General features: G+C 47.7%; 12 protein-coding genes. 10 read left to right on the top strand and 2 right to left on the bottom strand.

Features of this window, described 5'->3' with window-relative positions; genetic code table 11:
• The 9 genes from JZI27_RS15745 to JZI27_RS15705 form a co-directional block, all read left to right on the top strand.
• Positions 1-465: reverse transcriptase domain-containing protein (locus tag JZI27_RS15745; RefSeq protein ID WP_280208193.1), on the top strand; the 465-nt coding region annotated here is incomplete at its 5' end.
• 59 nt (positions 466-524) lie between these two features.
• Positions 525-845 carry a hypothetical protein gene (locus JZI27_RS15740; protein ID WP_280208192.1) on the top strand — a complete coding sequence of 107 codons (321 nt, stop codon included), beginning with the start codon at positions 525-527 and terminating at the stop codon, positions 843-845.
• Positions 846-1,084: 239 nt separating this feature from the next.
• Positions 1,085-1,444 (top strand): hypothetical protein, encoded by a 360-nt coding sequence (locus tag JZI27_RS15735; RefSeq protein WP_122909305.1) that lies wholly within the window; start codon positions 1,085-1,087, stop codon positions 1,442-1,444.
• On the top strand, positions 1,425-2,057 hold the full coding sequence (locus JZI27_RS15730; protein WP_122909304.1) for a thiamine phosphate synthase: 633 nt from the start codon (positions 1,425-1,427) through the stop codon (positions 2,055-2,057). The genes JZI27_RS15735 and JZI27_RS15730 overlap by 20 nt, the downstream gene beginning before the upstream one ends.
• On the top strand, positions 2,054-2,716 hold the full coding sequence (gene thiE / locus JZI27_RS15725; RefSeq protein WP_280208189.1) for a thiamine phosphate synthase: 663 nt from the start codon (positions 2,054-2,056) through the stop codon (positions 2,714-2,716). The genes JZI27_RS15730 and thiE overlap by 4 nt, the downstream gene beginning before the upstream one ends.
• Positions 2,717-2,797: 81 nt before the next feature.
• Positions 2,798-3,709, top strand: coding sequence for a hypothetical protein (locus JZI27_RS15720; protein ID WP_251244740.1), 912 nt, complete (start codon positions 2,798-2,800; stop codon positions 3,707-3,709).
• A gap of 179 nt (positions 3,710-3,888) precedes the next feature.
• The gene (locus JZI27_RS15715; protein ID WP_251244739.1) at positions 3,889-4,179 is read left to right on the top strand and encodes an antibiotic biosynthesis monooxygenase family protein; all 291 of its coding nucleotides are present in this window, start codon (positions 3,889-3,891) and stop codon (positions 4,177-4,179) included.
• Positions 4,180-4,293: 114 nt separating this feature from the next.
• A complete protein-coding gene (locus JZI27_RS15710) occupies positions 4,294-6,054 on the top strand; it encodes an aromatic amino acid hydroxylase (protein ID WP_280208188.1) in 1,761 nt (586 codons plus the stop codon).
• Positions 6,055-6,194: 140 nt separating this feature from the next.
• The gene (locus JZI27_RS15705) at positions 6,195-7,742 is read left to right on the top strand and encodes a two-component system sensor histidine kinase NtrB (protein ID WP_280208187.1); all 1,548 of its coding nucleotides are present in this window, start codon (positions 6,195-6,197) and stop codon (positions 7,740-7,742) included.
• A gap of 36 nt (positions 7,743-7,778) precedes the next feature.
• Here the strand turns inward: JZI27_RS15705 and JZI27_RS15700 are convergent, their stop codons facing one another.
• On the bottom strand, positions 7,779-8,462 hold the full coding sequence (locus JZI27_RS15700) for a response regulator (RefSeq protein WP_251244736.1): 684 nt from the start codon (positions 8,460-8,462) through the stop codon (positions 7,779-7,781).
• Positions 8,459-9,670 (bottom strand): sensor histidine kinase, encoded by a 1,212-nt coding sequence (locus JZI27_RS15695; RefSeq protein WP_251244764.1) that lies wholly within the window; start codon positions 9,668-9,670, stop codon positions 8,459-8,461. Before JZI27_RS15695 ends, JZI27_RS15700 begins: the two co-directional genes overlap by 4 nt.
• Before the next feature lie 319 nt (positions 9,671-9,989).
• On the opposite strand from JZI27_RS15695, the gene JZI27_RS15690 reads away from it, so the two are divergent.
• Positions 9,990-13,109, top strand: a complete 3,120-nt coding sequence (locus JZI27_RS15690) for an efflux RND transporter permease subunit (protein ID WP_280208185.1) — start codon at positions 9,990-9,992, stop codon at positions 13,107-13,109.
• Positions 13,110-13,127: the final 18 nt, after the last annotated feature.

The following is a 13,127-nucleotide window of genomic DNA, read 5'->3' as shown; positions in this document are numbered from 1 at the left end:
CAACTTCCAACGGAAGGCTTCACGCAGAAAGATAGTGCGGAACACGAAGGATATGCGGGAGCGCACATTCCTGCACAAGCCATAGCGCAAGTGCTTACGCCGATCTATGAGAAAGAGTTCTCCGAGAATAGTTTCGGCTTCCGCCCCAAACGAAGCGCACATGATGCAATCAGAAGAAGTCAGGCGAACATACAAGAAGGGTACAAATACGTGGTGGATATGGACTTGGAGAAATACTTCGACACCGTGAATCAAAGTAAACTCGTCGAGGTATTATCGAGAACCATCAAGGACGGGCGGGTCATCTCACTCATACACAAGTACCTAAAAGCTGGCGTCATCGTGAAGCATAAGTTTGAAGAAACGGAAGTCGGTGTACCGCAAGGGGGCAATCTGAGTCCAATACTTAGCAATATCATGCTGAACGAATTGTCTGTTGATGGATTCCATCATACATACAGTTAGAACCCATTATGCGATAGACTTCCGAGAACTGAAGCAGCAAAAAGGCGGATGGGCCTCGCTTGCGTACAAAGTACATGACGGAAAGACACCGAGCATCCACACCAAAATTGACGGCAAATATGAATCACTATGTACCCGTTCTGCTGTGGCTAAAGGAAAACAGCTCATTAAATGAAAAAATTTCTGTACCGATTCTAACGAACAACCAGGCATATACATGCGCAGACGAAATGAATATTTACATGTTGTTCGACTTTATCGAGGGAGATACAATCGGAGATCAGACATTAACCTCACACCAGGTAAAGCAGCTTGCTCAGATTATTTCAGAACTTCATGCGTATGGAGAAGACATTTCTATTGATACGGATGCGATTTAAGAAGACTTTGACTCGCCGTTTTTAGAACCGCTTTGGCATACTTTGAGCAGCGAGCATCATGCTCCGAGAGACGTGTGGCATAAGGAAGTGATCCTGCCGAGATGGGCTTCATAAAGGTTTTTCATCCGTCTGATCGCTGAGCTTACACCTTCTTTGTCTATTGCGAAGTTGCATTACCTTCATCTCCCTTAAAAATGGTATAATAAGCTTTGTTTTTGAATGAATGTGGAGGGAAGTTTATGCCGGAACCCATGCAGGACATACAGCCGGTGACTTTGTCGTCACAGGCGTTTTTACTTTTATGCCGTTTGTTTGACGGGTGCTATGACGAACTAAAGCAGAATGAATCCATTCAGGAACTCATTGAGTCGATTGCGAATATCTTGCTGGCGGGTGTGGACACCCTGGAAAAACAAGAGCAAAAACCTCGATCCATCACGTTTCCTTTGACACTGCCACAAGCCTTTTTTCTGCGGAGATTGATTGTGGAGACGCTGGCCCATGCCCCTGAACAAGAGGAGCGGACCGTGAAGTGGCTGCAAGAATGTTTGGCAGCCCTGTCTGGGGAAGGTGGAAGTCATGCTGCACCGATCCCCTGAGCTGCATGTGATATCCAGCGGACGACAGTCTTTGGATGAACTGCTTCGCCTGGCAGAATCGGCTTTTGCAGGCGGGATGAACTTTTTTCATATCCGGGAAAAGCAACGAACTGCCCGGGAATGTATGGACCTCGTACTTGCATTAGTGCAGACGATCCCGGGAAGCTGTCTGATCGTCAATGATCGCGTAGATGTGGCCGCAGCAGCTCATTGCCGAGGTGCCCATCTCGCTTATCACAGCTTGTCCCCCCAAGAAGCGAGAATGGTTCTGTACGAAGACCAATGGGTGGGCAGGTCGGTGCATTCCTATGCAGAAGCGCAGGAAGCGCATACGCAAGGTGTCGACTACATGCTGTACGGACATGTCTATGCAAGTGGATCCAAGCCTGGCATTCAGCCACGCGGTACCGAGGAATTGCAGCGTATTACATCGACTATCCAGGTTCCTGTGATGGCGATTGGCGGTATCACGCCAGAAAATACAGCAGAAGTTCTAAGGGCGGGATGCGCAGGAATTGCCGTGATGTCCGGCATTACGGCAGCAGATGATGTGAAAAAGGCTACGCAAGCATATCGACAAGCATTGGATCGCTGGGAGGAGAACAAAGCATGAGAGATCGTGAGCTGCTTCGCCAGAAAATGGGCGTTTATTTTGTCGTAGGGACACAGGATTGCGGATATTCCGTAGAGCGAACCTGTGATATTGTTGCGGAAGCGTTGCGCGGGGGAGTGGGAACGCTGCAGCTCCGTGATAAAGGAAGCCAATTATCACAAGAGGAGCGCTATCAGCTCGGATTGGAACTGCAGAGCTTGTGCAAGCAACATGACACATTGTTTATCGTCAATGATGACGTGGAACTGGCTGTTCGCCTACAAGCAGATGGCGTTCATGTTGGACAGGATGACATGGCTTTGGAAAACGTGCGGTCTGCTGTTGGAGAGCGCATGTACGTGGGCATTTCGGCAGGGACTGTGGAAGAGGCTTTACGCGCCAGAGACGGAGGAGCAGATTACATCGGTGTGGGTGCGATGTATGCCACTGCGTCCAAGGCAGATGCAGGAGAACCGATTGGTCCTGAAGGTTTGCGCCAAATCCGCCAGGCTGTAGGGCCACAGCTGCTCATTGTTGGAATCGGGGGTATCACACACGAAAATGCCAGCCAGGTCATTCAAGCGGGTGCAGATGGTGTTGCCGTCATCAGTGCGATCAGCAGAGCTGAATCCCCAAGTGAAGCTGCCCTTTCGCTGGCGCGGATTGTACGGACTATCTAGCACGGTCAAGGCCGATCATACATATGGTACGGTAAAAGTGCGTGGGATCAATACATCGGGGTACAAAAGGTGGTGGAGACCATGAAAAATCGGAATTATCGGATTGGATATGAGTGGGTCAGCAAGCGAGAGCTGCTGGAACGTCTGTCTATAAACGATAGCTCCTTGATTGAGCATAAGCGATTACACCCAAAGGCAAACGATCTGGAAACAGAGGTGCCGCCGGAAGAGGAAAGACATACTGTTCTGATCCGCAGCCAGCGCCGTCCTAATGAATGGGTGACTTTCAACGGTTTGTACGAGGTACTGAATCGGGAACCGATACCGTGGATTGACTCTCCTCTGGAGTACCATCAGTTTGGGTCAGAACTGATTCCGGGGAACATTCGCCGGGAAAAGGCTCCTCAAGGCAGAATTCCAGCGCGAACCAAGCTTCAGATTGCAGCCATTCGGCAAGATACAGTCTTTGTTACTGTGCCCGGACATCCATCTAGACGGTATGAGATGGATTTGTCACATGCGCGGTTTGCCAAGGATCATCCGACTGATCTGGAAATGAAGCTTCAAGTTTATGCCTATCCGCCAAGACATGACATATACGTGGATTGGCTTCTGAAAGAAGGACGAAAATCCGGAATCATCACAAGACCCAACCAGGAAAGAGTAGAGCGTTCTGCTTTTCAAGTATGGGATGAACTCCGAGTCGAATATGGCATCAGTGTGAGCGCCGCACTCGTCGCGATCAAGCAAGCGTTGATTGTGCTGGATCGTGCAGGAGTGGAAACGGACTTTCCGTACCCTGTTCAAGAAAGATCGGACCTCAGCTTGTTTAGTGAAGCCGAGAGGGATGCTTTTTACTCCTATCATGCTGTACGCTCTGCAATGGCGGCCGTATCTGCCCTGCTTACGACCGATCCCAAAGAGCCTTTGCAGGATATTTTGCTGCTTGATATTATGCTGGAGCAACAAGCAAACCGCAGACGTGATACGTAACGTCGGCGGCTTTTTGTTTTTTGGGGGGTTATAGGGTATACTAGACTGGTAAATACATAAAACGGTCACGACCGTTTTTTTGGCCGCAAGCGGTCACATCAAATTTATAAAAAACGTCTAGATGTTTCATTTCCTCGATGAGAGGGGACGTTTTTCACAGAAAAAAGGACGTGTGGCACATGTACGTATCTATGAACCGATTGACAGTACCTGCAGATTATCAATCTCATCTCGAACGGGCTTTCGCACAAGGCGGAGAACGCATGAAAGACGTTCCAGGCTTTCTCGAATTCCTGTTCCTTGCTCCTGCTGAGGGAGATGAATACATTGTGTTCACGAAATGGAACAGCGAACAGGATTTCCGCAACTGGACAGAGAGTGATGCATTCAAACGGGCACATACGGGTACTAATCCGAATAGCCCGGTCAAGTCTGATCTGCGAAATTACATCGTGAAAGCACAAGCATAATTTGTTTGAACAATAAACATTTTTTTACACAAATGATCCTTGTCCGTGATATGATAGTAAGAGAATGGAAAGCGCTTACATTTCATCCTTACTTTTGAAGGGGGCAATGGTTGCATGAACAGCTCGGAAGAACATTTTTCACTTGTGAATGTTCCTACTCATCTAAAAGAGTTTGTTGTCGAACAGGATTACGATCGTTATACGCCCGTTGATCATGCCGTCTGGCGCTATGTGATGAGGCAAAACAGCAATTTTTTGGGCAAGACTGCTCATGTTGCATACTTGTACGGATTGACGACATCAGGAATCAGTGTAGAGCATATTCCCAACATTAGCGAGATGAACAAATCTTTGTCCAAGATCGGTTGGGGTGCTGTGACGATCAACGGGTTTATTCCTGCTGTTGCTTTTTTTGATTTTCAGGCGCATCAATTGCTCCCAATCGCGTGCGACATTCGTCAATACGATCATATCGCTTACACACCGGCTCCAGACATCATTCATGAGGCAGCGGGTCATGCCCCCATCATCGAGGATGAAAAATACCGAATGTATCTTAAGGAATTCGGTGAAATTGGCTCTCGTGCCCTGTCTTCGCGCGAGGATTATGAACTGTATGAAGCCATTCGCTTACTCTCGATTGTCAAAGAAGATCCAGGCTCGACAGCAGAAGAGATCCAGGCAGCAGAAGAAGATCTGGACAGAAAAGCTGCCGCCGTGACGGAAATATCGGAAGCAAATGAACTCTCCCGACTTTACTGGTGGACGGTCGAATATGGACTGATCGGTGATCTGGATCGTCCGCTTATTTATGGTGCTGGCTTGCTCTCATCCGTAGGGGAAAGCATGAGCTGCCTGAAGGACGATGTCAAAAAAATTCCGTTCAGTCTCCAAGCATGCATTGAGACGGATTATGACATCACCAAGCCACAGCCCCAGCTTTTTGTGTGCAAGGACTTCGATCAGCTGATCGAGGCGGTAAGAGAATTTTCCAAGAGAATGGCATTGTCGTTAGGCGGAACCGAGAGTTTGATCAAAGCAAGCAAGATGCCGCAAACATCCACAAGTGTATACAGCTCGGGTCTACAGGTGAGCGGAATTCTTACCGGTCTGAAAATGGATGACAAAGGGGAAGCCGTCTACTTGCAAACAACGGGACCAACGGCTCTCGCTACGAAAGACAAAGAGCTCATTGGTCACGGCAAGGACTATCACGCTGAAGGGTTCGGCTCTCCGATAGGCTTGCTTGCAATTGATCCGACACCTCTTGAAGACTTCTCTGACGAACAATTGTCTGCTGCAGGCATAACAGTTGGCAATCCGGCAACCTTGTTGTTCCAGTCTGGTGTGGAAGTCAAGGGTGTTGTCAAGTATATTCTTCGTGAAGAGGACCGTGTCGTTTTGATAGGATTTGATCAGTGCACGGTTACGTATCAAGGTGAGACCTTATTCCAAGCAGCCTGGGGTACGTATGATATGGCGGTTGGGGAGAAAATAATATCTGTCTTTGCAGGTGCCGCAGATCGCGAAGCCTTTTCTACAGGAACACATAAGCCCTCCGAAGTGGTTGCCAAGCGCCAGGAATACACACTACAGGAATTAAGGCAGCAGGCTATTTACCAGGAAGTGAGGGACATCCGGGAACAAAACCCTGATGCCGACAAAGTGAGCTCTCGAATCAAGCCAATCCTATCTGAAGTCCAGAAGGATTACCAGGATGATTGGCTGATCCGGCTGGAGCTTTTGGAGATTCTTACCACGAAACAGATACTTCCGGAAGAACGGGATCAATTGCTGGCAGAGCTCGAAGAACGGAAAGCGAAGGATGAGCAGGATGCACAGCTTATTGAGAATGGCCTCGCTTTAATCCCATAAGTAGGTATCGGTAAGGCGTGATTTTGTCCAGTAGGATCGATCACGCCACTTTACACTGACCTAATTTTCAAGCAATAATAAATATACAGATAATTGACGGATGTTCATTGGAATGTTTATCGCTATAGGAACGTTATTGCATGAAAAAGGAGACAGGGGCATTGAAAAAGCAAATCTGTTTGGATCTCATGAATCAGGCCTCTGAAATGGAGGCCAAGACAGTTATGTTGTTGTCCCATCTTCCCCCTTTCTCTACCTGGATTCAGGAGGGGCAAGAACGAATTCAGACCATGCTTCACGAACTTATCACAGATTTGATTGAAACGCTGGAAACAGACGAGCAGAGTGCGATCGAAAATAAAATTCTGGCAAGCGCCCATGGCTGTGGATTGAAAGGTTCTCCCGTTCTTTATCTTATTGAGCCATTGCGTACTTGTCGGGAAGTCATCATCGAACGGATACAGTGCCAGTCGATGGCTTATGTGGCAAAAGGAGGGGAGTCCTCCCATTTTTACGAAATTCAGTTCTCCTTGTTCAAGCTGGTCGACGACCTCATCTATCATGCTGTTAAGACCTATCAAACAATCCAAGAGGAAAGCGGAACAGCAACCTATGAGACCTCTTGTCAAGCTCCTGACGTGGACGATTTTTCGGAAATGGTCGAAAAAGGATTGGTTCAATACGTCTTGCAATCGAGTGATACGGGTGTATTGATGATCGACCGGAATTTGATCATTCGAGAAGTCAATGAACATTATGCCAAAATGATCAACATCAAGAGGGAAGGGCTTATTGGTCGACACATGGATGAGGCGTTTGCTTCCGATGTCAGTGTTCGTTACCTCCAATGGGTGATTGAAAAGGGAGAAAACGGTTACTACATGTTTGACTATGAAGGCCGTTGGATGACTGTCAGCACGAGCCCGATCTATGACCAGGGTGAAGTGTGCGGAGCGATTGCTGTTTTGCGGAATATTACAGAGACGAAGCGATACGAAGAAGAGATGACCAAGCGGGAAGCATTGGCCGCAGTAGGCCAGCTGGCAGCAGGGATGGCTCATGAAATTCGCAATCCTCTCACTTCGATCAAAGGCTTCATCCAGCTCCTGAGAGAGCAGGCTGACCACGAGCATCGGGATTCGTTTTACTCCGTTATTCTGATGGAAGTGGAACGAATAGACGGTTTGTTGAACGATGTTTTGGTTTTGGCCCGTTATCGAGATGAAAATATTGTGCTGGAGCCGTTCCCGGTCATGGACGAGCTTTTAGGTGTGGTACGTCTGTTGGAGCCGGAAGCCAATCGCAGGGGAATAAATCTGGAATTGCAGCTAGAGACTGGAGAATGGTTCGTACACGGTCATCGAGCGCGTATCAAGCAAGCTTTTCTCAACATTTTAAAAAATGCTTTCGAAGCTATACATACGAAGGGAAAACTGGTGCAGGTAAAAGTGACTGCCACGGCAAAGGATATAGTCTTCTTGATTGAGGATGACGGACCCGGATTGACGGAAGACAACAGGAAAAACCTGTTTGTTCCATTTTATACGACGAAGCCAGAAGGGACCGGTCTCGGTTTATCGACGACCCAACGCATCATCGCGGATCATGGCGGCTCTATTTATGCGGACAATTCCCCGAGACTGGGTGGTGCCCGCTTTGAAGTAAGGTTGCCTTTTGTCGTGCAATGAATAAGAAAAAAGACGGCTTATACCGTCTTTTTTTGTTTATTTGACCAATCGATGTCGAAGCGCTTTCGCCACAGCCTGGGTGCGATCCTCCACCCCCATCTTATGCAAAATGCGGTGAACATGGGTTTTGACTGTTCCTTCTGATATGAACAGATTCTGTGCAATTTGATCATTGCGAAAACCATACGCGATTTGCTGTAGGACATCCAGCTCACGTTCTGTCAAATCGTCTAACAGGAGGGGCTTGTCGGTTGGCGGTTCAGGTTGGCTGAATTGCGTGTGCAGGACTTCTGCCAACGCCTTTGCAGCCGTGACCGTATGGAAAAGGGCCTCACCTTGATAAGCACGACGGATCAAGTCGAGCATTTCCTGCGAGTCAGCGTCTTTTAACATATAGCCAACCGCCCCAGCACGGATTCCTTCCACGACATAATTGTGATTATCAAAGGTTGTAAGTATCAATACCTTTATCTCAGGATGTTTCATCACGATTTCCTTTGTCGCTTGGATACCTGATTTCTTGGGCATCTGGACATCCATTAAGACGACATCAGGAGTGATCGAGGAGATGAGCTCGACAGCTTCTTCTCCATCAGATGCTTCGCCAATGACTTCCATGTCCGATTGCATCTGGATGACGTAACCCAAACCCTGCCGAATCATGGTTTGGTCATCCACCAAGGCGACACGTATCCTATGTTGGGTTTTTGAATCGCTCATCCATGATTCTCTCCTTTCTTAACAGGTTTATTTTCATGTTTTTTGATCGGAATGCTCACATTCATTTGAAAACCATGGGTTTCACGGATAAAATAGGTAAGTGTGCCATTTAATGCTTCAATTCTTTCTTGCATTCCATTCAGTCCGAAACCCGGCTTGATTTGGCTTTTATTCGTTATCGAGCCGTTGTCCTGAATGCTCAGGTGGATAGCGCCATCTTGTTCTTCCACATAGACCTGCATGTTGGTGGCATTTGAGTGACGGAGTGTGTTGGTGATGGCTTCTTGCAGGATTCGGTACAGCGTGATGGTGATTTCTTGAGTCAATGGCATGTCCAAATCATCTGAAACAATTTCCATCTTTAAGCCGGTATGCTTTTCAACCTGTGATACGAGCGCACGCAGCGGCATTAATCCTAGCCATGTGCTGTCACTGGCCAGTGTATGCACGGAGGATCGAATTTCCTCCAAGCTTTGCTTCGCTACTCCCAGCATGTTTTGAACGGCTTCTTGTGCATGTGGAGGGCCATCCTGCAGCATGTATTTCAATGCATGTAATTGAACGATCAAGGAAGTCAGGCTGTGGCCCAAGGCATCATGAATATCTCGGGCAATACGAGTACGTTCTTCAAGCACTGCTACCTGCATCGTGTCAATAGCTGCGTCCTGAAGCTGTTGGTGCGCTTCTTGCAGTTCTGCATGTGCTTTCTGTAATTCAGCAAAATGGCGCTGATTCGTTTCATAGGCTTCATTCTGGATCCTGTAGCCTCTCGATCCAACATAGCATCCGATATAGGTCAAGGCAAACGGAGATATATGCACCAAAGCTAAGTTTTGGTCGAATAAAAGCAGCAAGGTAGTACATATCCCGAACAGCGTAGCGTAAACGAGGGAGCGTTTACCGCCAATATTGTGACCGATAAAGACGGCCAATGGAATCATCAGACCGTATCCTTCGCCTCCAACCAGAATTCCTTTTAAAAGGGAAGCGATACCGATGAGGACTGCGCTAAACTCAATCCAATAGGGTTTCCAGTTGTTTTTTGGAATCCAAAACAAAAAAATGTAACTTACAAACAAGATGATCGTAATAGAGAATTGGAGCGGAGTTTCCCGGATGAAAGAATTGGGAAGCAAAGCCAATACGATCAAGACTGTAAACCAAATGACCAGTATTCGTTTTTGCAATGTGGATTTGATCCCATTCAGCAAAGAGAGTTCCTTCTTTCTCTGGCTGTAATTATACACTCAGTTTCATTCTAGCATGAGGTGTCGTCTATCTCTAGATAGATACCTTTCACAAATATACAGCCATGTGATAGATTTCATCACGTGTCTTCATCGTTAGAATGGAATAGGATCATGAGCTTTTTATGTACTGATGGGGGGATTTTGTGGTTACGGGTCTTGGCAAGGGATGTTTTGGCAGATGCTGCTGTCAGACATTTCCTCGAACAGGGCGCGGAACATTTTCATTACAAGCAACAAGGAGTATAAGCAACAAGCTGATTGGAAGAGGTGAGTGGTTGTGAATGTGTCTGAGTTATCGATTAAACGCCCCGTCCTGATGATCATGCTGACGGTGGCCATGATGATTTTTGGCTTCGTTTCACTACCCCGCTTGGCGATCGACTTGATGCCGGAGCTTAATTTTCCGGTTGCCGTCGTAGTAACATCTGTAGACGGTGCATCCCCGAGTGAGGTAGAAAAACTGGTAACCAAGCCGATTGAGAATGCGCTTGGTACCGTGTCCAATCTGGATAGTATTCAATCGGTGTCCATTGAAGGAGCATCCCAGGTCATTCTGATGTTCAACTGGGGAACCGATCTGGATATGGCAACACTGGACATGCGGGAAAAGGTGGACCAGGTGCGTGGAGCACTTCCTGATTCCGCACGCGCTCCACGTGTATTGCGGATTGATCCAAACAGCATGCCGATTATCACCTTTGCAGTAACAGGTGATGAAGATGTAAACCGACTGAAGGATTTGTCTGAGGATCTTATTCAATCCCGTTTAGAACGTATTGACGGCGTAGCATCCGCATCGATCAGCGGCGGACAAAGCAGAGTCGTCGATGTGGTTGTAGATCCTGCCAAATTATCAGCCTATGGACTCAGTCTGGATCAGATTTCCCAAGCCTTGAGTGTCGGAAACCTGTCCGGGTCAGCGGGTTCTGTACGTGAAGGCGATGAAAAAATGAGCATTCGCGTACAAGGTGAATTTTTGAATGTCGAACAAATTGCGATGACTCCTATCTCTGTGGGAAATGGCGGTTCCATCCGTCTCAGTGACATTGCGCAGGTCAGCGACACACGTGAACCTGTTTCCCAGATCAGCTATGTGAATGGCAAGCCTAGCTTGGGCATTTCCATCATCAAGGCATCTGGTGGTAACACGATCGAAGTAGCTGATCAAGTAAAAGCTGAGATGGAGAAGATCAAAGCAGATTTGCCAGAAAATATGGAAGTTGTCATGACAATGGACAATTCCACCTATATTAAAGATTCGATCTTCACAACAGCAGAGCATGCTTTGCTCGGAGGCGGAATCGGGATGATTCTCCTGTTCTTCTTCCTGGGCAGCTTGCAGTCGATGCTGGTTGCAGTCATCGTGCTTCCTGTCTCCATCGTGGCGACATTCCTCTTGATGTATATGACGGGGCAGACGATCAACTTGATTTCCTTGTCCGGTCTGACATTAGGTCTAGGATCACTCATTGACTTTGCCGTCGTAATGCTGGAAAATATTTTCCGAAAACGCGAAGAAGGCAAAGGAATGATGGCAGCAGCCTTAGAGGGTTCCAAAGAGGTAGGTACTGCGGTTATGGCCTCTGCCTTGGCGCAAATTTGTGTATTCTTGCCGATCGCGCTGACGGAAGGGATCGCTGCCGAATTATTCGGACCGCTAGCTTTGACAGTCGTGTATTCTCATATTGCGGCATTGGTATTCTCGCTTTTGCTGGTACCGATGCTAAGTTCACGAATTTTGAAGAAGATCCCGATTCATGGGGATCACGAAAACTATCGGGGCATCAACCCGGTCATCTGGTTCAATATTGGTTTCAAAAAGCTGGAGAGAGCGTATCACCGACTGCTGAAGTGGTCTCTTCGCAAACGTAAAACCGTTATGGCGGCTTCCGTCATCCTGATGATTTCCTCCCTAGCTTTGACGCCTATGATTGGCGCCGAGTTTATCCCGGCAATGGATGAAGGTCAAGTCAATGTGTCGATCAAGATGCCAAATGGTACAGTCCTTGCTGAAACGGAGAAAGTCACCAAACAAGTAGAGGAGATCGTGAACACGATCCCTGAAAAGGATATTGTTTCTACATCAGTTGGTAGCAGCGGGTCGCCACTGGCAAGTACCTTGTCGTCCCATATGGGTAGCGTCACCTTGATTCTGGTGGATGTGACTGAAAGACAGCGTTCTTCCAATGATATCGCGATGGATTTGCGTGAGAAGCTGAAATCCATTCCAGGACCAGAGATTACCGTAAGTGCTAGTCAAGGGATGTCCACAGGCTCACCGATCCAGGTAAATCTCTCCGGTGATGACCTCGAAGTTCTTCGGGATATCAGTGCGATCATCAAAGGCGAGATCGAAACGGTACCAGGTACGGCGAACGTCGCAACTAGTCTGGAGTCGTCCTTGCAAGAGTTTGAAGTAAAAGTGGATGCTGAAAAGGCGAGCATATACGGCCTGACTACCGGTCAGATCCTGTCAAGTGTTCGCACTACCTTCCAAGGTCAAACGGTAACGAAATACCGTACCGGCGACGATGAAATTGACGTAAAACTGAAACTCCCTGAGGAGTACCAGGAAGATATCAACTACTTGAACAATTTGCGAATTTCAACACCGACTGGCGCTCAGGTTGCGCTGTCGTCTGTGGCGACCATCAGCAAAGTGGATATTCCAATGGCCATTAATCGTACCAACCTGACTCGTCAAGTAAACATTACGAGTGATCTGGCTGGACGCGATTTGAATTCAGTCAGCACTGAAATTCAAGCGAAATTGTCAAATTTGAATCTGCCAGACGGCTACAAGCTGGACTTTGGCGGACAAAGCGAGGACATGGCTGAGTCATTTGCTAGTCTCGGACTCGCGGTGTTGCTTTCCGTAGTACTCTTGTACATGGTAATGGCAGCCCAGTTTGAATCGTTGTACAGTCCATTCATCATCATGTTCTCGGTTCCACCGACGATCACGGGTGTTTTGATCGGATTGCTCGTAACAGGCACGGCGATCAGCGTATCCGTCTTTATCGGTTACATCCTGCTGATTGGTCTGGTTGTGAACAACGCGATTGTTTTGATTGACTACGTGAATCAGCTGAGAGCGAAAGGATGGGAGATGAACGAAGCCATCCTGCACGCTGGTCCGATCCGTTTGCGCCCGATTTTGATGACGACGCTCACTACGATTCTGGCGATTGGACCACTCGCGTTTGCTGGTGGATCAGGTACGGAGACGCAAGCACCAATGGCTATCGCGGTTATTTTTGGTCTTAGCTTCTCTACAATGATTACACTCGTTTTGGTACCTGTAGTCGCTTCGTGGTTCCATGACATCGGCAGAAAACGCAAGGAAAAACGTCTGAAAAAGAAACAAAAGAAAATTGTTCCGGCTATTGAATCGTAAGGCGTGCTCGGAGAAGGA

The sequence above is a fragment of the Brevibacillus sp. AY1 genome, assembly GCF_029870785.1.
Taxonomy (GTDB): Bacteria; Bacillota; Bacilli; order Brevibacillales; family Brevibacillaceae; genus Brevibacillus; species Brevibacillus invocatus.
This window is presented reverse-complemented; position numbering and strand designations above follow the sequence as displayed.